The organism is Rhizobium sp. NPDC090275 (assembly GCF_044772225.1).
Classification (GTDB): Bacteria; Pseudomonadota; Alphaproteobacteria; order Rhizobiales; family Rhizobiaceae; genus Rhizobium.
The window spans coordinates 159,494-185,228 of the sequence record NZ_JBIVYL010000002.1 but is presented as its reverse complement, the minus strand read 5'-3'; the positions used below and the strand labels follow the sequence as shown (position 1 = coordinate 185,228).

Sequence of the window (25,735 nt, the reverse complement as noted above, 5' to 3'; positions counted from 1 at the left end):
GGACGAAGAATGATTACCAGCCCGGACAACGACAACAACAACGAAGGCCCGATGGTCTTCATCATCATCGGCAAGGGTTATGAGACCGATGGCAGCGAAGGTGTCGATCTGCACATCATGCTGAAGGCGGCCGACGACGACAGCGCGGTTCGCGAGGCGTTGAACGCGTTGTCCGAGGAAGGTTTCATCGAGGCCGACCTCGACCAGATCGGCATGCTGACCGACATTCCGGAAGAAGAGCCGCACGCATCCGCCTACAAGGGCGCAGTCGAAGGCGAAGTCGCGATCATCCGCTTCAGCTGAGCCGAGATGATGGAGCCGGATGCGCTGAAAGTGCTGATCTATGCCACTTGGCGCGACCGGCTTCTCGTTTTCGACGAGCCGGACTTTCCCGACGTGCTCTGGCAGGTCCCGGGCGGAACCGTCGAGACCGGCGAGGATATCGCCGAGGCGGCGCTGCGGGAGTTCTGCGAAGAAACCGGCCTGGCGCCATCAGCTCCCCTCACCCCGCTTGCCGTCCACGACTATCGGTTTGCGCTGAAGATCGGCGGTATCGCCTGGCACCGCCGGCACTACTTTCATGTCGAACTCGACGATCACCACCCGGAGACATGGCTGCACCAGGAGTTGACGCCGTTCGGCGGCGGCGATCCAATCCAGTTTCGCTTCTTCTGGATCGATCTTGCGCAAGCGAAAGCCCGGCTGGGCTATGGCATGGAACACTGCCTGCCGATGATCGGCTGATAGCCGCGCCCTTCCCGCTCCCACCTTCATATCCTGAAACGAAAAAACCGCCCGGATTGCTCCGGGCGGCTTTCAATTCTTGGTATCCGGTCGTGCGACCCGGCGCCGATTACTCGGCGGCCGGTGCGCTTTCGCCAGCCAGATCCTGAAGCATCGGGGTCGCGACATCGGCACCCGTGCCCTTGCGGCGTTCTTCGAGGATCAGCTCGTCGCGCGAGGTCGCGATACGGCGGATCTGGGTCATCGTGCCACCGGTACCGGCCGGGATGAGGCGGCCGACGATGACGTTTTCCTTCAGACCCTGCAGGCCGTCGGTCTTGCCGGCGATCGCAGCTTCCGTCAGCACCTTCGTCGTTTCCTGGAAGGACGCGGCGGAGATGAAGGACGGCGTCTGCAGCGATGCCTTGGTGATACCGAGCAGAACCGGCTCGCCATAGGCAGGCTTCTTGCCCTGTTCGATCAGGCTGTCGTTGACGTCTTCGAGCTCGATACGGTCGACGTTGTCGCCGACGATATAGGTCGAGTCGCCTGCATCGGTGATTTCCACCTTCTGCAGCATCTGACGGACAATCACTTCGATGTGCTTGTCGTTGATGACAACGCCCTGCAGACGATAGACTTCCTGGATTTCGTTGACCAGGTACGAAGCCAGAGCTTCGACGCCCTTGATCGCCAGGATGTCATGCGGCGCGGGGTTACCGTCGAGGATGTAGTCACCCTTTTCGATATAGTCACCTTCCATCAGATGGAACGGCTTGCCCTTCGGGATCAGGTACTCGACCGGCTCGACACCGTCTTCCGCCGGCTCGATGATGACGCGACGCTTGTTCTTGTAGTCGCGGCCGAGGCGGATCGTACCATCGATCTCAGCGATGATGGCGTGGTCCTTCGGACGACGAGCTTCGAACAGTTCGGCAACACGCGGCAGACCACCGGTGATGTCCTTGGTCTTGGCGCTTTCCAGCGGCGAACGTGCAAGCACGTCACCCTGGGAAACCTTCTGACCAGGCTCGACCGACAGGATCGCGTCAACCGACAGCTGGAAGCGGGCATCAGCACCGCGCGGCAGCTTCATGACATTGCCGCTGGCATCCACGATGACGATCGACGGCTTGAGATCCGAACCGCGCGGGGTCGAACGCCAGTCGATAACCTGACGCTTGGTGATACCCGTGGATTCGTCGGTCGCTTCGAGAACGGAGAGACCATCGACGACGTCTTCGAACTGAACGGTACCCGAGACTTCCGTCATCATCGGACGGGTGTACGGATCCCACTCGGCCAGACGCTGGCCCCGCTTGACCTTGTCGCCGTCATCGACGTGCAGCTTCGAACCGTAGGCGACGCGCTGCGAGGAGCGCTCGACGCCACGCTCGTCGAGAATGGTGACCGCCATGTTGCGGCCCATAGCGACGAGGACGTTCTCCGAGTTGCGCAGAACGTTGCGGTTCTTGATCTGGATCGTACCTTCATACGATGCTTCCAGGAACGACTGGTCGACCACGTTCGCCGTGCCACCAAGGTGGAACGTACGCATGGTGAGCTGCGTGCCCGGCTCGCCGATCGACTGAGCGGCGATGACGCCGACCGCTTCACCCATGTTGACAGGGGTACCGCGGGCAAGGTCACGACCGTAGCAGACCGAGCAGACGCCCGTCTGGACTTCGCAGGTCAGTGCGGAGCGGATACGGATCGACTGGATACCAGCCTTTTCGATCTCGATGACATCGGGCTCAAGGATCATCTTGCCGGCGTCGACGAGACGCTCGCCGGTAACCGGATGATCGATATCATCAAGAGCCGTACGGCCGAGGATACGAACGCCGAGCGAAGCAACGACCTGACCGGCATCGACGATGGCGGTCATGGTGAGGCCCTTGTCGGTGCCGCAATCCACGAGGTTGACGATGCAATCCTGCGCGACGTCGACGAGACGACGGGTCAGGTAACCGGAGTTAGCCGTCTTCAGAGCGGTGTCTGCAAGACCCTTACGGGCACCGTGGGTCGAGTTGAAGTACTCGTTAACGGTCAGACCTTCCTTGAAGTTCGACGTGATCGGCGTCTCGATGATTTCACCCGACGGCTTGGCCATAAGGCCGCGCATGCCGCCCAGCTGACGCATCTGGTTCGGAGAACCACGGGCACCCGAGTGCGACATCATGTAGATGGCGTTCATCTGCTTCTGGCGACCCGTTTCCGGATCGAACTCGACAGCCTTAATGCGGGCCATCATGTCCTCGGCGACCTTTTCGGTTGCCTTGCCCCAAGCGTCAACGACCTTGTTGTACTTCTCGCCCTGAGTGATCAGGCCGTCGTTGTACTGCTGCTCGTATTCCTTGACCAGGTTTTCGGTGTCGCCGACGATCTTCGCCTTCGAGTCCGGGATAACCATGTCGTCCTTGCCGAACGAAATGCCGGCGCGGCAGGCGTGGGTGAAGCCGAGCTGCATGATGCGGTCGCAGAAAATGACCGTGTCCTTCTGGCCGCAATGACGGTAGACCGTGTCGATCATCTTGGAGATGTTCTTCTTGGTCATTTCCTGGTTGCAGATGTCGAAGGTCACCTTGCCGTTCTTCGGCAGGAGTTCGCCGATGAGCAGACGGCCAGGGGTCGTTTCGTAGATCTTCGAGTAGGGCTTGCCATCCTCGTCGATCGACTTGAAGCGGCCGCGGATCTTGGAGTGCAGCGTCACGACCTTGTTTTCAAGCGCGTGATGCAGTTCGCCCAGATCAGAGAAGGCCATGCCTTCGCCCGGCTCGTTCTGGTTCATGATCGCGAGGTAGTACAGGCCGAGAACCATGTCCTGCGACGGAACGATGATCGGTGCACCGTTTGCAGGGTGCAGGATGTTGTTCGTCGACATCATCAGGACGCGGGCTTCGAGCTGAGCTTCGAGCGACAGCGGCACGTGAACGGCCATCTGGTCACCGTCGAAGTCGGCGTTGAAGGCCGTGCAGACGAGCGGGTGCAGCTGGATGGCCTTGCCTTCGACCAGAATCGGTTCGAAGGCCTGGATGCCCAGGCGGTGCAGCGTCGGTGCGCGGTTGAGCAGTACCGGATGCTCGCGGATGACCTCGTCGAGGATATCCCAGACTTCCGGCTTTTCCTTTTCAACCAGCTTCTTGGCCTGCTTGACGGTCGAGGAGTAACCCTTGGCGTCTAGGCGGGCGTAGATGAACGGCTTGAACAGTTCGAGCGCCATCTTCTTCGGCAGGCCGCACTGGTGCAGCTTCAGTTCCGGACCGGTCACGATGACCGATCGGCCGGAATAGTCGACGCGCTTGCCGAGCAGGTTCTGACGGAAGCGGCCCTGCTTGCCCTTGAGCATGTCGGACAGCGACTTCAGCGGACGCTTGTTGGCGCCGGTGATGACGCGGCCACGGCGGCCGTTGTCGAACAGCGCATCCACAGATTCCTGCAGCATGCGCTTTTCGTTACGGATGATGATGCCCGGAGCGCGCAGTTCAATCAGGCGCTTCAGACGGTTGTTACGGTTGATGACGCGGCGGTACAGGTCGTTGAGGTCGGACGTCGCGAAACGGCCGCCATCAAGCGGAACCAGCGGGCGCAGGTCCGGCGGGATGACCGGGACGACCTTCATGATCATCCACTCCGGACGGTTGCCGGATTCCATGAAGTTCTCGACGATCTTCAGGCGCTTCATCAGCTTCTTCTGCTTGAGATCCGACGTGGTGTCGGCCAGATCCGAGCGCAGGTCGCCCGCGATCTTCTCAAGGTTCATCGATGCCAGCATTTCGAAGATGGCTTCAGCGCCGATCATGGCGGTGAACTGATCTTCGCCGTACTCATCGACAGCAAGCATGTATTCTTCTTCCGTCAGGAGCTGGTGCTCCTTGAGCGCGGTGAGGCCCGGCTCGGTGACGATGTAGTGTTCGAAGTAGAGAACGCGCTCCACATCCTTCAGCGTCATGTCGAGCAACGTCGAGATGCGCGAAGGAAGCGACTTCAGGAACCAGATGTGGGCAACGGGAGCGGCAAGCTCGATGTGGCCCATGCGCTCACGGCGAACGCGCGACAGCGTGACTTCGACGCCGCACTTTTCGCAGATGATGCCCTTGTACTTCATGCGCTTGTACTTGCCGCACAAGCATTCGTAGTCCTTGATCGGTCCGAAGATGCGGGCGCAGAACAGACCATCGCGTTCAGGCTTGAACGTACGATAGTTGATCGTTTCCGGCTTCTTGATCTCACCATAAGACCAGGAGAGAATCTTCTCCGGAGACGCAATCGAGATCCGGATGGAATCGAAATTCTGCGCAGGCACCTGCGGATTGAAAAGATTCATGACCTCTTGGTTCATGCCTGTCTCCTTCATGGGCTGAAAGCCCTCAAACTGCGATGATCAGCGGCAAATCCCGGGCGCCGCGCCATCGCGAAAAAACGACAATAACCGCAGAATGCGGCGAAATCGTCCCTTCCCGGCCAACACGTTACGGGGCCAGAGCTGGGACGGTGCGCGCTGCAGGACAGCGCGCACCCTATCAGGTGGTTACTCGGCGGCGTCCGGCAACTGGCCGGTCTGCTGCTCGTCAACCTTCGAGTTCTCGAGCTCGACGGAAAGCCCCAGAGAGCGCATTTCCTTGACGAGAACGTTGAAGCTTTCGGGAATACCCGCTTCGAACGTATCGTCGCCACGGACGATGGCTTCGTAGACCTTGGTACGGCCGGCGACGTCGTCGGACTTGACCGTGAGCATTTCCTGCAGCGTGTAAGCCGCACCGTATGCTTCCAGAGCCCAGACTTCCATTTCCCCGAAGCGCTGACCGCCGAACTGCGCCTTACCACCCAGCGGCTGCTGGGTAACGAGCGAGTAAGGACCGATCGAACGAGCGTGGATCTTGTCGTCAACCAAGTGGTTGAGCTTGATCATGTACATGTAGCCGACGGTGACCTTGCGGTCGAAGGGCTCGCCCGTGCGGCCGTCGTACAGAACCGACTGACCACTTTCGTGCAGACCTGCCTTCTTCAGCATCGAGGCAACGTCAGGCTCATGCGCACCGTCGAATACCGGCGTTGCGATGGAGACACCGCGGCGGGACTGCTCGGCCAGCTTGACCAGCGCGTCGTCGTCGAAGTGGGCGACTTCATCCTTGGCCTGCGAAGCGTAGACATCCGTCAGCTCCGTCTTCAGGTCGGTGATGTCCATCGTCTTGCGGTATTCGTCGAGCAGCTCGCCGATCTTCTTACCCATGCCGGCGCAAGCCCAGGCAAGGTGGGTTTCGAGGATCTGGCCGACGTTCATGCGCGAAGGCACGCCCAGCGGGTTCAAGCAGATGTCGACATGCGTGCCGTCTTCGAGGAACGGCATGTCTTCGACAGGCACGATACGCGAGACAACGCCCTTGTTACCGTGACGGCCGGCCATCTTGTCGCCCGGCTGGATCTTGCGCTTCACAGCAACAAAGACCTTGACCATCTTCATGACGCCAGGAGGCATTTCATCGCCGCGCTGGACCTTCTCGACCTTGTCCATGAAGCGCTGTTCAAGGCGCGACTTGGATTCGTCGTACTGGCCACGCAGAGCTTCGAGCTCGGACTGAACCTTCTCGTCCTCGACGGCGAACATCCACCACTGCGAGCGGGGATATTCGGAGACGACGGCGTTGGCCAGCTCGGTGCCCTTCTTGAAGCCCTTCGGGCCTGCGATGGCAACCTGGCCACGCAGCATGTCGATCAGACGGCCGTAGACGTTACGGTCGAGGATCGCCTGCTCGTCGTCGCGGTCCTTTGCAAGACGCTCGATCTCTTCGCGTTCGATAGCCATCGCGCGCTCGTCCTTTTCAACGCCGTGGCGGTTGAAAACGCGAACTTCGACGATCGTGCCGTAGGTGCCCGGAGGCATGCGCATGGAGGTGTCGCGAACGTCGGACGCCTTTTCACCGAAGATGGCGCGCAGAAGCTTTTCTTCCGGCGTCATCGGGCTTTCGCCCTTCGGCGTGATCTTGCCGACGAGGATGTCGCCCGGCTGAACTTCAGCACCGATGTAGACGATACCGGCTTCGTCGAGGTTCTTCAGCGCTTCTTCCGAAACGTTCGGAATGTCGCGCGTGATTTCTTCCGGACCAAGCTTGGTGTCGCGGGCCATCACTTCGAATTCTTCGATGTGGATGGAGGTGAACACGTCGTCAGCGACGATGCGTTCCGACATCAGGATCGAGTCTTCGTAGTTGTAACCGTTCCACGGCATGAACGCGACGAGCGCGTTGCGGCCGAGTGCCAGGTCGCCCAGGTCCGTCGACGGGCCGTCGGCCAGAATGTCGCCGCGGTTGATGACGTCACCGACGGTGACCAGCGGACGCTGGTTGACGCAGGTGTTCTGGTTCGAACGCTGGAACTTCTGCAGACGGTAGATATCAACACCGGACTTGCCGGCGTCGAGGTCTTCCGTCGCGCGGATAACGATACGCGTCGCGTCGACCTGGTCGACCACACCGCCGCGGCGAGCACCGATGGCGGCGCCGGAGTCGCGGGCAACGATCGGTTCCATGCCGGTGCCGACGAACGGAGCTTCAGCGCGCAGCAGAGGCACGGCCTGGCGCTGCATGTTCGAGCCCATGAGAGCGCGGTTGGCGTCGTCGTTTTCCAGGAACGGGATGAGAGCGGCTGCGACCGAAACGACCTGCTTCGGCGAAACGTCCATCAGGTTCATGCTGTCGCGCGGTGCGAGCATAACTTCGCCGGCATGACGGCAAACGACGAATTCGTCGACGAACGAGCCGTCGGAACCGAGCTCAGCGTTGGCCTGAGCGACGTAGTACTTCGCCTCTTCCATTGCGGAGAGGTAAAGAACGTCGTTCGTGACCTTGCCGTCAACGATACGGCGGTACGGCGATTCAATGAAGCCGTACTTGTTGACGCGTGCGAAGGTGGCCAGCGAGTTGATCAGACCGATGTTCGGGCCTTCCGGCGTTTCGATCGGGCAAATACGGCCATAGTGCGTCGGGTGAACGTCGCGGACTTCGAAGCCTGCGCGCTCGCGGGTCAGACCACCCGGACCAAGAGCCGAGAGACGGCGCTTGTGGGTGATTTCCGAAAGCGGGTTCACCTGGTCCATGAACTGCGACAGCTGCGAGGAGCCGAAGAATTCGCGCACGGCAGCTGCTGCCGGCTTGGCGTTGATCAGGTCCTGCGGCATGACCGTGTCGATTTCGATCGAGGACATACGTTCCTTGATCGCGCGCTCCATGCGGAGCAGGCCGAGACGGTACTGGTTCTCCATCAGTTCGCCGACGGAGCGAACGCGACGGTTGCCGAGGTTGTCGATGTCGTCGATCTCGCCCTTGCCGTCGCGCAGTTCGACGAGCATCTTGACCACGGCCAGGATGTCGTCCTTGCGCAGGACACGAACGGTGTCTTCGACTTCGAGGTCGAGACGCATGTTCATCTTGACGCGACCAACGGCCGACAGGTCGTAGCGCTCGGCGTCGAAGAACAGCGAGTTGAACATCGCTTCGGCCGATTCCATGGTCGGCGGTTCACCCGGACGCATGACGCGGTAGATGTCGAACAGAGCGTCCTGACGGTTCTCGTTCTTGTCGGCGTTCAGCGTGTTGCGAATATAGGCGCCGACATTGATGTGGTCGATGCCGAGAACCGGGATCTCTTCGAAACCGTGCGACAAGATGACGGCGAGCGACTTCTCGTCGATTTCGTCGCCTGCCTCGAGGTAGATTTCACCCGTCGAGTAGTTGACGATGTCTTCGGCGAGGAAGTTGCCGTACAGGTCTTCGTCGGTCGCCTGCAGAGCCTTGAGGCCCTTTTCAGACAGCTGACGAAGCAGACGGGGGGTCAGCTTCTTGCCGCCTTCGACGACGACTTCGCCGGTGTCGGCGTCGATCATGTCGCTGATCGTCTTCGCACCCTTGAGGGTCTCAGGCGTAAACGGAATGCGCCAGCCCTTGCCGTCACGAACATAGTCGGACTTGGTGTAGAAGGTCGACAGGATTTCTTCGCCGTCCATGCCGAGCGCCATCAGCAGCGACGTTACCGGCAGCTTGCGGCGACGGTCGATACGGGCGTAGACGATGTCCTTGGCGTCGAATTCGATGTCGAGCCAGGAACCGCGATACGGGATGACGCGAGCGGCGAACAGCAGCTTGCCGGACGAGTGGCTCTTGCCCTTGTCGTGGTCGAAGAACACGCCTGGTGAACGGTGCATCTGAGACACGATAACGCGCTCGGTACCGTTGACGATGAACGTACCGTTGTTGGTCATGAGCGGCATGTCGCCCATGTAAACCGACTGTTCCTTGATGTCCTTGATCGACTTCGCGCCCGTATCTTCATCGATATCGAACACGATCAGACGGAGAGTAACCTTCAGCGGCGCGGCGTAGGTCAGGTCGCGCTGGCGGCATTCATCGACGTCAAACTTCGGCGGTTCGAACTCGTAGGACACGAATTCCAGCATGGAAGCGCCGGAGAAATCCGTGATCGGGAATACGGACTTGAAAACCGACTGAAGGCCCTCGTCAGGGCGACCGCCCTTGGGCTCTTCAACCATCAAAAATTGGTCATAGGACGCCTTCTGAACCTCGATGAGGTTCGGCATTTCCGTGACTTCTGGGATCTTACCGAAAAACTTGCGTACGCGCCTACGACCATTGAACGAAAGGGTCTGAGCCATCGTCGCTCCTTCAAAATTGCATCCGGGCCTGCAACGGACGGGAACCGATGGCCAGTCGACCCCGTCAAGCAATGTGCGCTTCAAACTCGTCTCACTTCCCGAAATCACGAGGCCGGATTGCCTGCGCGTCTCGGTTCGAGACCATCCTCTTGAAGAACCCATTACCCAAAAGCCGTTTTCACGCGGCTTTTGGGTAATTCGTTCCGGGAAACGGCAAATGGGAGGCCGGAAATCCAGCCTCCCAGATGCAGTTCAAGATTACTTAACGTCGACCTTAGCGCCGGCGTCTTCAAGCTTCTTCTTGATGTCGGCAGCTTCAGCCTTGGAAACAGCTTCCTTGACAGCCTTCGGAGCGGCTTCAACGAGGTCCTTAGCTTCCTTCAGGCCGAGGCCCGTGATAGCGCGAACTTCCTTGATGACGTTGATCTTGTTAGCGCCGGCGTCAGCCAGGATAACGTCGAACTCGGTCTTTTCTTCTTCAGCAGCAGCCGGAGCAGCGCCACCGCCAGCAGCAGCAACTGCTACCGGAGCAGCAGCGGAAACGCCCCACTTTTCTTCGAGAAGCTTGGACAGTTCTGCAGCTTCCAGAACGGTCAGCGAGGAGAGGTCGTCTACGATCTTTGCGAGATCAGCCATTGTATCAATTCCTTATGTTCGGTTCGAACCGGTTGTTTATAAACAGCAAAAAACCGCCTTATGCGGCTTCGTCCTTCTTGGCGTAAGCCGAGAACACGCGAGCAAGCTGGCTTGCCGGTGCCTGAACAACGCCTGCGATGCGGGTAGCCGGAGTCTGGATCATGCCCAGCAGCTTCGCGCGCAGTTCGTCCAACGAAGGCAGGGTCGCGAGCGACTTGACTGCTTCTGCGTTGAGCGTCGTTGTCCCCATGGCGCCGCCCAAAACAACGATCTTATCGTTGGTCTTGGCGAAATCCACGACGACTTTCGGAGCGGTGATCGGGTCATTGCTGTATGCAATGAGCGTCTGACCGTTGAAGAGACCAGAGATCCCTTCCGCTTCCGTACCCTGAAGGGCGATTTTGGCCAGGCGGTTCTTCGCGACTTTGACGGTACCGCCAGCTGCGCGCATCTTGGAACGGAAGTCGTTCATCTGCGCGACTGTAGCACCAGCATAGTGGGCCACGACAACCGAGCCCGAAGCCTTGAAGACTTCGTTCAGTTCCGTGACGAATTCGCGTTTTTCCGCTCTTTCCACTGCCTATCTCCAGTAGATGAGACCGTGACCGGCCCCATCGGGTTGCCTTTGCCTCCTGAGATCACGAATGATCCCAAGAGACGCTTGAGGATCCTGTCCCCTCGCGCTCCGCGCCAGAAAGGCTAAGAGGCACAAGGCATCCAAGGTTCGAACCAAATCGATGAAGCGAAGCTTCAAAAATTCGGGCCTTACCCGTCTCATGCAGGCCAAGTGATTAAGGGAAAACCACCTGCAATCTCGGACAGGATTCCGGATTTCTCCGGAATATCCCGGCCCCTTGCGAGGCCGGAATCTGATGAGCCGGACTGACGCCCAGCGAAACTTTATTAAGCGGCCGTGACCGAAGCGACTTCGATCTTGACGCCCGGGCCCATGGTCGAAGAGATCGCTACGCGCTTGACGTAGTTACCCTTTGCGCCAGCCGGCTTTGCCTTGATGACGGCGTCAGCGAAAGCCTTGATGTTTTCTTCAAGAGCCTTGGCGTCGAACGAAGCCTTGCCGATGCCGGCGTGGACGATACCAGCCTTTTCGACGCGGAACTCGACGGCGCCGCCCTTGGAAGCCTTGACGGCGCCAGCGACGTCCATGGTGACGGTGCCAACCTTCGGGTTCGGCATCATGCCACGCGGGCCGAGAACCTTACCGAGGCGGCCGACGAGCGGCATCATGTCAGGGGTCGCGATGCAGCGATCGAAGTCGATCTTGCCGCCCTGAACGATCTCGACGAGATCTTCAGCGCCGACAACGTCAGCACCAGCAGCCTTGGCTTCGTCAGCCTTGGCGCCACGTGCGAAGACGGCGACGCGAACGTCACGGCCCGTGCCGTTCGGCAGGTTGACAACGCCGCGGACCATCTGGTCAGCGTGGCGCGGGTCAACACCGAGGTTCATCGATACTTCGACGGTTTCGTCGAACTTGGCGACAGCCCGTTCCTTGACCATGCTGATCGCGAGGTCGAGAGCGTAGAGCTTCGTGGGATCAACACCTTCGTTGATCTTCTTGGTGCGCTTGCCTGCCATGGTCTTATCCTACCACTTCCAGGCCCATGGCGCGGGCAGAGCCCTCAATCATCGCCATTGCACCTTCGATATCAGCTGCGTTCAGGTCCTTCATCTTGGCTTCGGCGATCGTCTTGATCTGAGCCTTGGTGAGCTTGCCTGCGGTGGCGCCCTTGCCAGGCGTCTTGGAACCGGACGTGATCTTCGCTTCCTTCTTCAGCCAGTAGCTGACCGGAGGCTGCTTCATGACGAAGGTGAAGGACTTGTCCTGGTAGTAGGTGATGACGACCGGGATCGGCATACCCTTTTCCATTTCCTGCGTGGCGGCGTTGAACGCCTTGCAGAATTCCATGATGTTAATGCCACGCTGACCAAGCGCCGGGCCGATTGGCGGGGACGGGTTAGCCGATCCTGCCTTGACCTGAAGCTTGAGCTGGCCTGCAACTTTCTTAGCCATAACTCTCTGCCTTTCACTGACGGCCGGTTGCCCGACCAATAATGCCGGATCGCTCCGGCGGCTGCGGTTGCGTGGTTCGGATTTTAGGACCCGGCTAAGGTGCCCTCACCTTCCACGCGCTTTGCGGCTTTCGCCGCGAGGACATAAGCCGTTGCCGGCTTACATCCGAGCTCAGACCTTCTCGACCTGAGCGTATTCCAGTTCGACCGGCGTCGCGCGGCCGAAGATCGACACTTCCACCTTCAGGCGCGAACGCTCTTCGTCCACATCCTGAACCGTGCCGTTGAACGATGCGAACGGACCGTCGGAAACGCGGACCTGCTCGCCGATCTCGAAGCTGACCGAAGACTTCGGACGCTCGACACCTTCCTGAACCTGACCGAGAATACGATCGGCTTCGGAGTCAGGGATCGGAACGGGCCGATTGTCGGAGCCCAGGAAGCCGGTCACCTTCGGCGTGTTCTTGATCAGGTGATAGGCTTCGTCGGTCAGGTTGGCGCGAACCATCACATAACCGGGGAAGAACTTGCGCTCGCTATCGACCTTACGGCCGCGGCGCACTTCAACCACCTTTTCAGTCGGGACGAGAATCTTCTCGAAGAGATGCTCAAGACCCTTCTGACGAGCCTTGTTCTCGATGTCTTCCGCGACCTTCTTTTCAAAATTCGAATACGCGTGGACGATATACCAACGTGCCGCCATCTTATATCTCCGCCCGATCAGTTGCCGATATTGAGCACGAAGCCCAGCAACCAGCCGATCAACTGGTCCGCGGCAAAAAAGAACAGCGCGGCAAAGACAACCATCACAAGTACCATGATCGTCGAGATCATCGTTTCACGGCGCGACGGCCAAGTAACTTTCAACGTTTCCGTGCGAACCTGCTGCAGAAACGTAAGCGGATTTGATTTGGATGCCATCGACTGCCCACGCAATTACGGCGCGTAAAGCTGATCAGATCAGCCCCACGCACCGCGTGTCTGTTGAACCCCTACATAAACACCGATTCCCCATTAGACAAGAGGGGAACCAAAGTTTAATGAAATTAGCCATGTACGAGCCTCTTGCGAAATGCTGCAGGTTGTCCGCGCTGTTCGTTCAAGGAAATGGCAGGGGCAGAGGGGCTCGAACCCACGGCCTGCGGTTTTGGAGACCGCCGCTCTACCAACTGAGCTATACCCCTTTACGCTTCCCGATCAGCCTTTTGGCGAAAGCCGCGACGCATTGTCGAGAAGCATGGCGCACCCTTTAAGACGCCGAGAGCAGATTGGCAAGTGCGTTTTTCACTTTTTCCCATTCCTCGCGTGCGTACCGAAACGCGTTCACAGCTTCACGTATCGGCGCCAGTCGTGCTCTTCCCGAAAGCCCAGCACTTCCCTGATCTTGCGGTTCGACAGCAAGCCTTCGAATTCGCCGATCTCGCGGGTGAACCGGACGTTCGGATAGTAGCGCGCGGCAAGCTCGCGCGTCGGCGTATTGGCCGAGACGGTATCGTTGGCGGCGTTGAACACCTGGAAGCCGAGGCCATCCTTTTCGATGCAGAGATGGCAGATTTGGCCGAGATCGCGCGCGTCGATATAGCTCCAGGCGATGCGCTTGCGCATCTCGGGATTGGCGAAATAGGTCGGGAAATTCGCGTATTCGTGCGGTTCGATGACGTTGCCGATTCGCAGCGCATAAATGTCTGCCCCGGAGCGCTCGGCAAATGCCCGCGCCGTCTTCTCGTTCAGCACCTTCGACAGACCGTAGGAGTCCATCGGATTGACGTCGTAGTCCTCATCCAGCGGGAACTGATGGAAATCGCGATGCCCTTCGGCAAAGCAGACGCCATAGGTGGTTTCGCTGGAGGCAACAATGATCTTGCGCACACCGAGCTTCACCGCCGCCTCGATGACATTATAGGTGCCCATCGTGTTGATACGGAAGGTTTCGTTGTCAGGCTTGATCAGGATGCGCGGGATGGCGGCGAAGTGGATCACGGCATCATAGGGAAGGACACCCCTGCCCGCTTCCAGATCGGGAAAGTCACGATGCATCGAGAGCGCATTATAGACCTGACCGCTATCGGTGATGTCGACGATCAGATTGGTGACACCGGGACTGCCGAGCGGCACGAGATCGATGTTGTGAACCTCATAGCCGGCATTGACCAGCCACGGCACCGCATGACGCCCCGCCTTGCCGGAGCCACCCGTAAACAGAATGCGCTTCTTCATCCAAGATCCTCCTCCGTGGAGTTGGGATAGATAAAGTCTTTGATGGTGAGCGCAAGGCGGCAAAAGAAAAGGCCCCGCTGTTTCCAGCGAGGCCTTTCCTAATTCAAAGCAATCCTAAGGATTACTCGATGATCGAGGCAACGATGCCAGCGCCGACGGTACGGCCGCCTTCGCGGATAGCGAAGCGCAGCTTTTCTTCCATCGCGATCGGAACGATCAGCTCAACAGCAACCGTGACGTTGTCGCCAGGCATAACCATTTCCGTGCCCTCCGGCAGGGAGACGATGCCGGTCACGTCCGTCGTGCGGAAGTAGAACTGCGGACGGTAGTTGGTGAAGAACGGCGTATGACGGCCGCCTTCTTCCTTCGTCAGGATGTAGGCTTCAGCCATGAACTTCTTGTGCGGCTTGACAGAGCCCGGCTTGCACAGGATCTGACCACGCTCAACACCGTCACGGTTAACACCGCGAACCAGTGCGCCGATGTTGTCGCCAGCCTGGCCCTGATCGAGCAGCTTGCGGAACATTTCAACGCCGGTAACCGTCGTCTTCGAGGTAGCGCGGATGCCGACGATTTCGACTTCTTCACCAACCTTGACGATGCCGCGCTCGACGCGACCGGTCACAACCGTACCACGGCCCGAGATCGAGAACACGTCTTCGATCGGCATCAGGAACGGCTGGTCGATCGGACGCTCAGGCGTCGGGATGTAGGCGTCGACAGCGGCCATCAGTTCGCGAACGGCGTCTTCGCCGATCTTCTTGTCCGAATCGTTGAGAGCGGCCAGAGCCGAACCCTTGACGACAGGAACGTCGTCGCCCGGGAAGTCGTAGGACGACAGAAGTTCGCGAACTTCCATCTCGACGAGTTCGAGCAGTTCCGCGTCGTCGACCTGGTCGACCTTGTTGAGGAACACGACCAGAGCCGGAACGCCAACCTGACGAGCGAGCAGGATGTGCTCGCGGGTCTGCGGCATCGGGCCGTCAGCAGCCGAGCAAACCAGGATCGCGCCGTCCATCTGTGCGGCACCGGTGATCATGTTCTTGACGTAGTCGGCGTGGCCGGGGCAATCAACGTGGGCATAGTGACGGTTGGCCGTCTCGTACTCGACGTGTGCCGTCGAGATGGTGATGCCGCGTGCCTTTTCTTCCGGAGCAGCGTCGATCTGGTCGTACGCCTTGAACTCGCCGAAGTACTTCGTGATCGCTGCCGTCAGAGACGTCTTGCCGTGGTCAACGTGGCCGATCGTGCCGATGTTAACGTGCGGCTTGTTGCGCTCAAACTTACTCTTTGCCATTTGAATGCTTCCTGTGAACGAAATGGATGACCCCGGCGAACCGGTTTAGTGCCGCCGTTTAAGGCTTTCGGCGGAATTGCGCAAGACTTAATTGCGGACGCTATTCCGCACTGCCGCCGCATATGGGAACGAAGCATTCGATCGGCAATATAGAAGCGCGACGAAGCGTCCGCGTTTTCACCATAAACCGCCACAACCGATTGATGCTGTGATATTACTTGCCCTGCCGGAGCCACGCCGGTGATCGCTTGGGGAGAGCATGGCATGGAACCAAAGGACATCGCGAAACGATCGGCCGGCAATTTTCTAATCTTTGCCGGCTGCGCATTCATATTGTGGATATTGGCGGCCGCGATCGACTGGATCGCGCAGGTCGTGCGGCTCTCGACGCCCGAGCGGCTGCCAGCGCTGGCGGCCTCCATCGTCAGTTCGTCGACGCTGCAGGCGATCGTCGCCATATGGCTGCTGACGGCGGCCGTCGCCATTGCGTTTCCGAGAGTTCTCAGGCCGCTATCGACCACGACGACGCTGATGTTCGATGTCGGCTACGGCATCCTCGGCGCGCTCACCGGATTCGGCATCGCCATAGGCTTGTTCGGCGGCGGGTGGTCGATCCTGTTGCGCGCACTCATCTATAGCGCCGTCATCGCCATCGGCTATGTCGCCGTGCGCAAATGGCTGTCGCGGGACGAATTCACGATGGATGGGCGTACGCGCTGGATGGCGGCCGGCATCATTGGGCTCGCCTCCCCCTTCGTGTTGCTGTGGGGCTGAGATCAGGCTCGTCGTACACGGTGATACGGAAACGCGAACAGGCGCTTGCGCGCTGTGGGTAACGTTCAACTTCGATTTGATGGAGCGGGTAGCGGGAATCGAACCCGCGTATTCAGCTTGGAAGGCTGCTGCTCTACCATTGAGCTATACCCGCGGGGTTTGGTCCGATCCGAGGACGAATGGTGGAGAGAGTTGGATTTGAACCAACGTAGGCTGAGCCAACGGATTTACAGTCCGTCCCCTTTAACCACTCGGGCATCTCTCCAGTTTTTCGTCCGGATCGTTAGACCAAGTCTGCTAGACTTTCGAAGCGTTGCCGCCCCTCGGTCTGCGCCGCGTATATGACGGGCCGGATTGCCTATGTCAACACGATGACGATGGAAAATATGCGAAAAATGTCATCGGCGATGGAAAGCCCCTGTGGACAAAGAAATCCTATGCGGAAAGAAATGCCACCGCTATAAAGCGGCATGAGCAAAGACAACAAATCCGGGGGCCCGTCCTCCGACGAAAAATCCGCCAAGGATACGCACTACGCGAATCTGCGTCGTGCGCATCGCGACAACAAGCGCGAACGCGGCGAAATTCCAACTCCCGGCTTCCAGAAGCGCAAGCGTGGCGGCGATGACTGGAAGCCGCCGGCGCTGGCGCCAGACCAGGTCCATCTTTATGGCCTGCACACGGTGCGCGCCGCGCTAGAAAATAAAGAGCGCAAGAAGATAAAGCTTTCGGTGACGCCGAACGCGCTGGCCCGTCTGGAGATCGATGTCGAGAAACTCGGCATACCGTACGAGATGGTTTCGCCGCAGGATCTCGACAAGGTGCTTGGCCCCGATGCCATCCACCAGGGCGTGATGCTGGAAACGCGTCCCCTGCCCGTGCGCCGCCTCGAAGCGCTGAAGGACAGCCCGCTGATCCTCGTGCTCGACCAGGTGACCGATCCGCACAATGTCGGCGCCATCATGCGCTCGGCCGTCGCCTTCAATGCCGGTGCGCTGATCACGACGCAGCGCCACAGCCCGACCGAATCGGGCGTGCTTGCCAAATCCGCCTCCGGCGCGCTGGAACTCATCCCTTATATCCAGATCACCAATCTCGCTGACGCGCTTGGCGAACTGCACAAGCTCGGCTTCGTCACCATCGGCCTTGATTCGGAAGGCCCGGCTCCGCTCGAGGGCACCTTCTCCGGCGACAAGGTCGCGCTGGTGCTTGGCGCCGAAGGCAAGGGATTGCGCCAGAAAACGCGCGAGACGGTGAATGCGCTGGCGCGGCTCGATATGCCCGGCGAGATCAAGTCGCTCAACGTGTCCAACGCTGCGGCGATCGCGCTCTACGCGGCGCGCATTCATCTGAAGGGCTGACAGGCTCGCGGGCAAGCCACCATGCCGAAAGATGCCGCTGCTGATACTCGACCGCCTCGGTTTTGACGTCAGCAGCGGTTATCATCCAGCAATGCTCCGACCAACAAGGAGAAGCATCCGACATGGCAGTTCGTCCCCTCATCATCGGCATTCTCTTCATCGGCATCCTCGTCGCCATCATCCTCAGCATCGGCTGGATCGACAAGACCCAACCCGTGCACCAGCCCGATCCGCTCGCCCCGGCCGCTCCAGGCACCAATCCCACCACGACAGCGCCGCCGCCGGCACAATAGCCGCAACACCCGTTCCGGAACCCAATTGCCGCATTTGCGTTTCTTCCTCGTTCAAAAGGAGAAATCGCGTGCGAATAATGATCGCTGTCATCGCTCTCATGGTTGTTTCGGTTCTCAGCATCGCTGCCATGCCGTCTTCCGGCGATGGCATGGGCGAGAATGGCGGCCACCTGCAATCGACTGTTCGGCAGACCACTCCAAACTAGCCTGCATACGGCCTGTTGAAATCACTAAGCGAAATCAAATCGTGGCCGATTTTCCTTTACAGAGCAGCAAAATCTGCTAATTGGCGGGCGTTGCCCTTGTAGCTCAGTTGGTAGAGCACCTGATTTGTAATCAGGGGGTCGCGGGTTCGAACCCTGCCGGGGGCACCACAAATCTTCGAAGGAATCGATTGTTGCCACACCGACGGGCCTCGGCAGACGAGATGCTCGCGTTGCAACATTTGGTTCCTATTGCCCTTGGTTTCCCAGGGTTCCCCTGCATTCACGGCTGATCCGTGCAACATGCCAAGAGGTTATTGAAATGGCTGAACTCACCCCGGCGCAGATCGCGGGACTTAAACTCGCCCGTGACGGCGATCTCTATCCGCAGGCCGCCGGCAAGTGGACGCACGAGAACGCAACCGTGACCTATGCGAAAACGGACCGCTGGAAAGAGCGCCCGCAGAAGATCAAGACGGTGACCGCGAAGACGCTTGTGGACCTTTGCGAGCACGGCTTCCTGGAGCGCCGCAATCTCACCGACGATGGCACCACCGATACCTATGGCATCACCATGGGCGGAAAGATCTGGCTGCTTCAGAACAAGTAAGGCGCTGTCGCCAGCCGACGGGCCAAAGACGCAAGTCGACCAAGGCCCGCTCGAAGCCAATCACCAGCAGCTTGATAAACAGGGGCGCCATGAAATTGGCGCCCTTCTGCCTTCTCCTCACCTATGCAGAGAGTAGTCCCGGCGAACAGCTGCGACCTTAAAATGCCTTGTCGTGCCAGCCCATTATCATTTAGCTAGGCGGACTTTATCAAAGGGCATTGCATGAGCGTATCCTTTCAGACCCTCTGTTTTCTGGCTTCCCCTACCGCCGAGGCGCTGGCGGCGCGTGACGAACTGATTCGCCTTTACGGGGATGTGCCCGCCAAGGATGCCGATGTGATCGTGGCGCTCGGCGGCGATGGCTTCATGCTGCAGACGCTGCACAGCACGATGAACTCCGGCAGGCTCGTCTATGGGATGAACCGGGGCTCCGTCGGCTTTCTGATGAACGAGTACCGCACCGACGCGCTGCGCGAGCGGATCAATGCCGCCGTCGAGAACACGTTTCGGCCGCTGAGGATGACGACCACGAATGCGGACGGGACGAGCGATACCGCGCTTGCCATCAACGAGGTCTCGCTGTTTCGCCAATCCTACCAGGCCGCCAAGCTCAGGGTCGAAGTGGATGGCGTCGTTCGCCTTGAGGAGCTGATCTGCGACGGGCTGATGGTGGCGACGCCGGCCGGCTCGACGGCTTACAATCTCTCGGCGCATGGGCCGATCCTGCCTCTGGACGCGCCGCTGTTGGCGATAACGCCGGTGAGCGCGTTCCGTCCCCGCCGTTGGCGCGGGGCGCTGTTGCCGAACAAGGTGACCGTGGACATTCATATTCTCGAATCGGAAAAGCGCCCGGTGAACGCGGTTGCCGATAATTCCGAGGTCAAATCGGTGCTGCATGTGCGCATCGCTCAGTCCGAGCACATGACGGCCCGCATACTCTCCGACCCCGACCGTTCCTGGTCCGACCGTATTCTATCCGAGCAATTCGAGGATTGAGGCGATGAAGCGTCTTGGACTGACAGCGTGCGCCTTGCTGATCGCAGCAATTCCGCTTGCCGCGCAGGCGGCGGATGCCACCGATCCCATCTTGCCCGCGAGCATCACATTCGCGACGAGCACTGGTTACTGGGCGGACGACGGCAATGCGCCGGCGGTGACGCGCCCGCCGGTTGCCGCCACCCCGAACGCGCCAGCGACGGCAACGCCCGCCGCACCAAGCCAACCCCGCCATGGCTATTACAAGCTGTTTGCGGTTCGCCAGGCCGATCGCACCGCCAAGGTCTATCTGCAGCAGATCGCACAGACCGATGCAGGCCCTGAGATCGTCTCGACGGTCGAGGTTCAGGAACTCAACGATCTCAATCCCTATGTGACGGATATTCGCCCTGAAAATTCGACCGGCCGGCTGAACGAGCCAGGGCTTTTCGCGATGGTCTATCTCAAGACCGATCCGGATGGCGACGCGAATAGCTGGACCGTCATCATAGACGAGTTCGGCGATATCAGCGTCGAGAAGTCGGGGCACTGAAGTCCGTCACGCTTCGAAAGACGCACCGCCAGAATCAGAAAAGGCCCCGGATGGGCCTTTTCTATGTCATCTCACCGAGATCGATCAGTCGACGTCGTCGACCACGGCATCCGCCTTGCCGCTGATGCGGTGGGCGAGCGCTGCTTCCATGAACTCGTCGAGCTCTCCATCCAGCACGTCGTCGGGCGCGGTGCTGGTAACGCCGGTTCGCAGGTCCTTGACCATCTGGTAGGGCTGCAGGACGTAGGAGCGGATCTGGTGGCCCCAGCCGATATCGGACTTGGAGGCCGCTTCGGCGTTGGCCGCGTCTTCGCGCTTCTTCAGTTCCGCTTCGTAGAGACGTGCGCGCAGCATGTCCCAGGCCTTGGCGCGGTTCTTGTGCTGCGAGCGTTCCTGCTGGCACTGCACCACGATGCCCGAGGGCATGTGGGTGATGCGGACAGCGGAGTCGGTCGTATTGACGTGCTGACCGCCGGCACCGGACGAGCGGTAGGTGTCGATGCGGCAATCGCTTTCGTTGATGTCGATCTGGATCGAGTCGTCGACGACGGGGTAGACCCAGATGGACGAGAACGAGGTGTGACGGCGCGCGTTGCTGTCATAGGGCGAGATACGGACCAGACGGTGAACGCCCGATTCGGTCTTCAGCCAGCCATAGGCGTTGTGGCCCTTGACGAGCAGCGTCGCGGACTTGATGCCGGCTTCTTCGCCGTCGTGGACTTCAAGCAGTTCGACCTTGAACTTCGAGCGTTCGGCCCAGCGAGTATACATGCGCAAAAGCATGTTCGCCCAGTCCTGGCTTTCCGTGCCGCCGGCGCCGGAGTGCACTTCGAGATAGGTGTCGTTGCTGTCGGCTTCGCCAGACAACATCGCTTCGACCTGCTGACGCGCGGCTTCGGCCTTGAGTGCCTTCAGCGCGTCTTCGGCTTCCTTGACGATAGCTTCATCGCCCTCGTCCTCGCCCATCTCGATGAGCTCGATATTGTCTTTGATCTGCTGTTCGAAGCGGCGCACACCGCTGATGCCGTCATCGAGCTGCTGGCGCTCGCGCATCAGCTTCTGTGCTTCGGTGGCATCGTTCCAGAGGTTCGGGTCCTCTGCCTTGTTGTTCAACCAGTCCAGTCGTCTTATCGCCTGGTCCCAGTCAAAGATGCCTCCTCAGCAGGGTGATAGCCTGCTTGGTTTCATCGACTACGTTCTGGATTTCCGCTCGCATTGTCCCGCTTCTTTTGCGTTGTCTTCAAAAGTCGTCCGTCAAATAGTTGTGGCGGCCGCGGATGTAAAGAGCCGCGACCGCCACGCCATCAGCCGAAAATGTCAGTAGAGACCGCCGGCGCCGGATTGAACCGCCTGGTTGGCCTGCGGCGAGGTCTTCAGGATTTCCTCCGGCGCCATGGTGTTGTCCATGCCGATGACGGAGTAGCTGTCGGCCGGGCCGGTGCCGGGCTTGAAGGCCTCGATGATGGTGTTCGGATCGCCCTGCGTCGCGGCCATGCCGGTCTTGCGGTCGATCGGGATCAGGTTCATGCCGGCGGGAATGACGAACTTCGATACCGGCGTGTCCTTGACGGCCGCCTGCATGAACTCGTTGAAGACGGGCGCCGACAGCGAGCTGCCGGTGCCGCCGCGGCCCAGTGTCGATGGCGAATCGAAGCCGATATAAAGACCGGCGACCAGATCCGGCGTGAAGCCGACGAACCAGGCGTCCTTTTCATCGTTGGTCGTGCCAGTCTTGCCGGCGACGTCGCGTTCGCCGAGCTGGACCTTGCCGGCGGCCGTGCCGCGCTGGATAACGCCCTGCATCATCGAGGTGATCTGGTAGGAGGTCATCGGGTCGAGAACGGTTTCGCGGTTATCCACCACGTTCGGCTCTTCCTGGTTCTGCCAGTCGCTGGCGTTGCAGGCCTCGCAGACACGCTCCTCATGCTTGAAGATGGTCTTGCCGTAGCGGTCCTGGATACGGTCGATGAGCGTCGGCTTGATCTGCTTGCCGCCGTTGGCGATGACCGAATAGGCCGACACCATGCGCAGCACGGTGGTTTCGCCGGAGCCGAGCGACATGGCCAGTACAGGCATCATCTTGTCGTAGATACCGAAGCGGTTGGCATATTCGGCAACGACGTTCATGCCGAGATCGTTGGCGAGACGCACCGTCATGCGGTTACGCGAGTGCTCGATGGCGAAGCGCAGCGTGTTGGCGCCACCGCCCTCGCCTTCGTAGTTATCAGGCGCCCAGACCTGGCCGTTGCCGACCTGGATTTCGAGCGGATCGTCGCTGACGACGGAAGCCGGCGTATAGCCGTTGTCCATGGCAGCTGCGTAAACGAAAGGCTTGAAGGACGAACCTGGCTGGCGCATCGCCTGCGTGGCGCGGTTGAATTCCGACTGCGCATAGGAGAAGCCGCCGACCATCGCCAGCACGCGGCCGGTCTTCGGGTCCATGGCGACGAGACCGCCGCCGACCTTGGGCGGCTGGCGCAGACGGTAGGACGTCGAGTTGTCGCCGCCGAGACGCTCGACAAAGACGACGTCGCCCGGCTGCAACACGCCCTGCGGCGACTTGGAGGTCTTCCCGCCGGTGGCCGAACGGAATGCCCACTGCATGTTCTTGGCTTCAATGGTGCCGCGCTGGCGGTCGGCGCCGATCTTGCCTGCGCCATCCTTCTGCGGCTGCAGGCCGATGTCGACGCTGTCGCTGGCAACAGCGAGCACGACGGCGAGGTCCCATTCAGGAACGTCGGAGAGAGCCGGGATATCGGCGAGCGCCTTGCCCCAGTCCGACGCCGTGTCGATCTGCTTGATCGGGCCGTGGAAGCCGCGGCGTTCATCATAGTTGATCAGGCCGTCCTGCAGCGCCTTGCGCGCGAATACCTGCAATTGCGGATCGAACGAGGTGCGGACCGAGAGGCCACCCTCATAGAGCATCTTCTCACCATACTGGTCGATAAGCTGGCGGCGGACGGCTTCGGCGAAGTAGCCCGATGCGAAGAGCGACGGACCGCTGGTGCGACCGGTGACGCCGAGCGGCTGCTTCTTGGCTTCAGCACCATCCGACTGGCTGACGTAGCCATTCTCGACCATGCGGTCGATGACCCAGTTGCGGCGGGTCACCGCAGCCTCAGGATGACGGAACGGATGATAGTTCGCCGGGCCCTTCGGCAGCGAGGCCAGATAGGCGGCATCGGCGATGGTCAGTTCGTTGACCGACTTGTTGAAATAGGTGAGTGCTGCGCTGGCGATACCGTAGGAGTTCAGGCCGAAGAAGATCTCGTTGAGATAGAGCTCGAGGATCTTGTCCTTGCTGTAGGCCTGCTCGATGCGGAAGGAGAGAATGGCTTCTTTGGCCTTACGCTCCATGGTCTGTTCGCTCGACAGCAGGAAGTTCTTGGCGACCTGCTGCGTGATCGTGGAACCACCCTGCGTCGGGCCACCGGTCAGATAAGCGACCACGGCGCGGCCGAAGCCGGTAACGTCGATACCGGGATGCTGATAGAAATTCTTGTCTTCGGCGGAGAGGAACGCGGCCTTGACGCGATCGGGAACGGCCTGGATCGGCAGAAACAGGCGGCGTTCCTTGGCGTACTCGGCCATCAACGCGCCGTTGCCGGCATGTACGCGCGTCGTCACCGGCGGCTCGTAGCTGCTCAGCACCGCGTAATCAGGAAGATCCTTCGTCACCGTCGCCAAATAAACGGCAACGGCCGCCGCTACGCCCAGGAACAGGACGCAAGCCGCTCCGAAGAAATATCCAAGAAGTCTGATCATATCTAAGCTACCGGTATCTCAATTGTCGATCGGCGCGCGCATAACAATCGCATGAACCGCGGCACTTTGCACGCTGCGCGAATTACTCCATGCCGGATGCGGCCACAAGCCAATTCCGTTTTGCACACGGAAACATAGCCGTGAGTAATGGCCTGAATGTGAGGAAAGTAGGGCTTTTGCCTGCAATTCCACACGCATACATGTTTACCCACGCAAGTGTCACATCTGAGCAACGGCCGCCTGTCAGCCGCCATTGGCGACCATGGATGCGTGGTAATGCTTCACCGCCTCAGTCAACAGATCGCCCATCTTGGCGCGCCAGGTGTCGTCGAGCAGCAGTTTCTCGTCTTCCTTGTTCGAAAGAAAACCGAGTTCCAGCAGGATGGAGGGAACATCGGGGGCCTGCAGGACGCGGAAGCCGGCGTGGCGGTGCGGGTTGTTGATCGTGCCGACCTGATCCTTGAAGGAGGCCAGCACGCTTTCGGCCATCGAGATCGAAAACGCCTGCGTCTCGCGGCGCGTCAGGTCGAGCAGGATGTCGGCCACTTCGGGCGGCTCGGTCGCGGCCGCCTTGCCGGCGATCTGGTCGGACAGGTTTTCGCGATCGGCAAGATCGGCGGCGAGCTTGTCGGATGCCTTGTCGGAGATCGTGTAGACGGTGGCGCCACGAATATCCTTCTGGCGCAGCGTATCGGCATGCATGGAGACGAAGAGTGATGCGTGGTTCTGCCGCGCGATCTGCACCCGTTCGGAGAGCGACAGGAACGAATCATCCTTGCGGGTCAGGAAAGCCTTGATGCCTGGCTCGCGGTTCAGCCGGTCCGCGAGCGTCTTGGCGAATGCCAGCGTGACATCCTTTTCCTGGGTCTTCGTGTCGACCCCGATCGCGCCGGTATCGATGCCGCCGTGGCCGGCGTCGACGGCGACGATGAAGTCACCGGGCCCAGCCTTTTCGGGCGCTGGTATGGCGCTGGTCGTTTGCCCGGCCTCGGGCTCGTTCCAGGATTGCGCCTTTACCAGTTCGGCGAAGGTCGCCTTGTCGGTCATCTCGGCTTCGAGAACGAGCCGCTGGCCCTTGCCGTTTTCATCGGCCTGAACCCTCGCCATGCCGATGCGAACGGGCTTTGTCGCCGTCAACACGATCCGGGCGCTGTCGCCATCCATCGTGCCGTAGCGGATATCCTTGAAAAGGCCCCTCGCCTCGAGATCCTTGGCGGGAAAACCGAAAGCGGTTGCCGGAAGATCGACGACGACGCGTTCCGGATTGGCGATGTAGTGGATGGAGAAGCTCGGGGGACGATCGAAATCGATGACGATGCGGGTCCTGGCGTCGTCGCCGACGATGCGCGCGCCATAGGCCAGCAAGCGCTCTTCGCCCGCCGCGGTGGCCACCGAATGACCGACCAGCGGAACGGTCACGGCCATCACCGCGGCAACCAGCCAAGCCCTGAAGTTTTTCGTCCGCAAGCCGGATTTCACCGTTGCGCGCCGCGTCTCGCTATACAACCGACTGTCATGCCCCAATTGTCATCAATGCCGGATCCCGCGATACACGCGATTGCGACCGAGAACAATTGTCACTGTCGCCGCGCCGGAATCACCTCGTCCACCGCTATTTTTTATGATGCT

At 59.9% G+C, this 25,735-nt stretch carries 22 protein-coding genes and 4 tRNA genes; 10 read left to right on the top strand and 16 right to left on the bottom strand.

What is annotated here, in order from left to right; genetic code table 11:
- Window positions 1-9 precede the first annotated feature (9 nt).
- Together ACIQUB_RS05055 and ACIQUB_RS05050 are read left to right on the top strand one after the other, a co-directional pair.
- On the top strand, window positions 10-303 hold the full coding sequence (locus tag ACIQUB_RS05055) for a hypothetical protein (protein WP_018902684.1): 294 nt from the start codon (window positions 10-12) through the stop codon (window positions 301-303).
- Between the two features lie 9 nt (window positions 304-312).
- On the top strand, window positions 313-744 hold the full coding sequence (locus ACIQUB_RS05050; RefSeq protein WP_113239200.1) for an NUDIX domain-containing protein: 432 nt from the start codon (window positions 313-315) through the stop codon (window positions 742-744).
- A gap of 109 nt (window positions 745-853) precedes the next feature.
- Here ACIQUB_RS05050 and rpoC read toward each other — a convergent pair whose 3' ends face one another.
- The 11 genes from rpoC to tuf all read right to left on the bottom strand — a co-directional run bounded on the left by rpoC (window position 854) and on the right by tuf (window position 15,572).
- The gene (rpoC, locus tag ACIQUB_RS05045) at window positions 854-5,065 is read right to left on the bottom strand and encodes a DNA-directed RNA polymerase subunit beta' (RefSeq protein WP_113239198.1); all 4,212 of its coding nucleotides are present in this window, start codon (window positions 5,063-5,065) and stop codon (window positions 854-856) included.
- Window positions 5,066-5,254: 189 nt separating this feature from the next.
- Window positions 5,255-9,391: a DNA-directed RNA polymerase subunit beta gene (gene rpoB / locus ACIQUB_RS05040; RefSeq protein WP_018902687.1), complete on the bottom strand. Its 4,137-nt coding sequence runs from the start codon at window positions 9,389-9,391 to the stop codon at window positions 5,255-5,257.
- Window positions 9,392-9,649: 258 nt separating this feature from the next.
- On the bottom strand, window positions 9,650-10,027 hold the full coding sequence (gene rplL / locus ACIQUB_RS05035; RefSeq protein ID WP_018902688.1) for a 50S ribosomal protein L7/L12: 378 nt from the start codon (window positions 10,025-10,027) through the stop codon (window positions 9,650-9,652).
- Between the two features lie 58 nt (window positions 10,028-10,085).
- Window positions 10,086-10,604: a 50S ribosomal protein L10 gene (rplJ, locus tag ACIQUB_RS05030; RefSeq protein WP_018902689.1), complete on the bottom strand. Its 519-nt coding sequence runs from the start codon at window positions 10,602-10,604 to the stop codon at window positions 10,086-10,088.
- 326 nt (window positions 10,605-10,930) lie between these two features.
- Window positions 10,931-11,623, bottom strand: coding sequence for a 50S ribosomal protein L1 (gene rplA / locus ACIQUB_RS05025; protein ID WP_018902690.1), 693 nt, complete (start codon window positions 11,621-11,623; stop codon window positions 10,931-10,933).
- Between the two features lie 4 nt (window positions 11,624-11,627).
- Window positions 11,628-12,059 carry a 50S ribosomal protein L11 gene (rplK, locus tag ACIQUB_RS05020; protein WP_018902691.1) on the bottom strand — a complete coding sequence of 144 codons (432 nt, stop codon included), beginning with the start codon at window positions 12,057-12,059 and terminating at the stop codon, window positions 11,628-11,630.
- Between the two features lie 171 nt (window positions 12,060-12,230).
- Window positions 12,231-12,761, bottom strand: a complete 531-nt coding sequence (gene nusG / locus ACIQUB_RS05015; RefSeq protein ID WP_018902692.1) for a transcription termination/antitermination protein NusG — start codon at window positions 12,759-12,761, stop codon at window positions 12,231-12,233.
- Window positions 12,762-12,778: 17 nt separating this feature from the next.
- Window positions 12,779-12,979, bottom strand: a complete 201-nt coding sequence (gene secE, locus ACIQUB_RS05010) for a preprotein translocase subunit SecE (protein ID WP_026283763.1) — start codon at window positions 12,977-12,979, stop codon at window positions 12,779-12,781.
- A 187-nt stretch (window positions 12,980-13,166) separates the two neighbouring features.
- Window positions 13,167-13,242, bottom strand: a tRNA-Trp gene (locus tag ACIQUB_RS05005).
- Window positions 13,243-13,381: 139 nt separating this feature from the next.
- On the bottom strand, window positions 13,382-14,275 hold the full coding sequence (locus ACIQUB_RS05000) for an NAD(P)-dependent oxidoreductase (protein WP_113239199.1): 894 nt from the start codon (window positions 14,273-14,275) through the stop codon (window positions 13,382-13,384).
- 121 nt (window positions 14,276-14,396) lie between these two features.
- Window positions 14,397-15,572 carry an elongation factor Tu gene (gene tuf, locus ACIQUB_RS04995; protein ID WP_111561256.1) on the bottom strand — a complete coding sequence of 392 codons (1,176 nt, stop codon included), beginning with the start codon at window positions 15,570-15,572 and terminating at the stop codon, window positions 14,397-14,399.
- 264 nt (window positions 15,573-15,836) lie between these two features.
- Between tuf and ACIQUB_RS04990 the strand changes: the two genes are divergently transcribed.
- Window positions 15,837-16,346 carry a hypothetical protein gene (locus tag ACIQUB_RS04990; RefSeq protein ID WP_113238927.1) on the top strand — a complete coding sequence of 170 codons (510 nt, stop codon included), beginning with the start codon at window positions 15,837-15,839 and terminating at the stop codon, window positions 16,344-16,346.
- Between the two features lie 80 nt (window positions 16,347-16,426).
- Here ACIQUB_RS04990 and ACIQUB_RS04985 read toward each other — a convergent pair.
- Together ACIQUB_RS04985 and ACIQUB_RS04980 are read right to left on the bottom strand one after the other, a co-directional pair.
- Window positions 16,427-16,500, bottom strand: a tRNA-Gly gene (locus ACIQUB_RS04985).
- A 26-nt stretch (window positions 16,501-16,526) separates the two neighbouring features.
- Window positions 16,527-16,611, bottom strand: a tRNA-Tyr gene (locus ACIQUB_RS04980).
- A 205-nt stretch (window positions 16,612-16,816) separates the two neighbouring features.
- Here ACIQUB_RS04980 and rlmB point away from each other — a divergent pair.
- The 7 genes from rlmB (at window position 16,817) to ACIQUB_RS04945 (ending at window position 20,341) form a co-directional block, all read left to right on the top strand.
- Complete coding sequence (gene rlmB / locus ACIQUB_RS04975; protein WP_113238926.1) at window positions 16,817-17,707, top strand: 23S rRNA (guanosine(2251)-2'-O)-methyltransferase RlmB; 891 nt, start codon at window positions 16,817-16,819, stop codon at window positions 17,705-17,707.
- A 122-nt stretch (window positions 17,708-17,829) separates the two neighbouring features.
- Entirely contained in the window at window positions 17,830-18,000 is a 171-nt protein-coding gene (locus tag ACIQUB_RS04970) for a hypothetical protein (protein WP_402928794.1), read from the top strand.
- A 68-nt stretch (window positions 18,001-18,068) separates the two neighbouring features.
- Window positions 18,069-18,206: a hypothetical protein gene (locus ACIQUB_RS04965; RefSeq protein WP_181459189.1), complete on the top strand. Its 138-nt coding sequence runs from the start codon at window positions 18,069-18,071 to the stop codon at window positions 18,204-18,206.
- 92 nt (window positions 18,207-18,298) lie between these two features.
- Window positions 18,299-18,374 (top strand) — tRNA-Thr (locus tag ACIQUB_RS04960).
- A 151-nt stretch (window positions 18,375-18,525) separates the two neighbouring features.
- Window positions 18,526-18,813: a hypothetical protein gene (locus tag ACIQUB_RS04955; RefSeq protein WP_018898656.1), complete on the top strand. Its 288-nt coding sequence runs from the start codon at window positions 18,526-18,528 to the stop codon at window positions 18,811-18,813.
- A gap of 222 nt (window positions 18,814-19,035) precedes the next feature.
- The gene (locus ACIQUB_RS04950; protein WP_113238925.1) at window positions 19,036-19,809 is read left to right on the top strand and encodes an NAD kinase; all 774 of its coding nucleotides are present in this window, start codon (window positions 19,036-19,038) and stop codon (window positions 19,807-19,809) included.
- Window positions 19,810-19,813: 4 nt separating this feature from the next.
- Complete coding sequence (locus tag ACIQUB_RS04945) at window positions 19,814-20,341, top strand: hypothetical protein (protein WP_113238924.1); 528 nt, start codon at window positions 19,814-19,816, stop codon at window positions 20,339-20,341.
- A gap of 84 nt (window positions 20,342-20,425) precedes the next feature.
- On the opposite strand, the gene prfB is transcribed toward ACIQUB_RS04945, so the two are convergent.
- From prfB to ACIQUB_RS04930, 3 genes are all read right to left on the bottom strand, one after another.
- Window positions 20,426-21,557 (bottom strand): peptide chain release factor 2 gene (gene prfB, locus ACIQUB_RS04940; protein ID WP_111561177.1). Its coding sequence is split into 2 segments (ribosomal slippage): window positions 20,426-21,487 and window positions 21,489-21,557, totalling 1,131 coding nucleotides; the frame shifts between segments, so codons are not numbered across the junction.
- Between the two features lie 101 nt (window positions 21,558-21,658).
- Entirely contained in the window at window positions 21,659-24,106 is a 2,448-nt protein-coding gene (locus ACIQUB_RS04935) for a penicillin-binding protein 1A (protein ID WP_113238923.1), read from the bottom strand.
- A gap of 243 nt (window positions 24,107-24,349) precedes the next feature.
- Window positions 24,350-25,531 carry an N-acetylmuramoyl-L-alanine amidase gene (locus ACIQUB_RS04930; RefSeq protein WP_113238922.1) on the bottom strand — a complete coding sequence of 394 codons (1,182 nt, stop codon included), beginning with the start codon at window positions 25,529-25,531 and terminating at the stop codon, window positions 24,350-24,352.
- Window positions 25,532-25,735 lie beyond the last annotated feature (204 nt).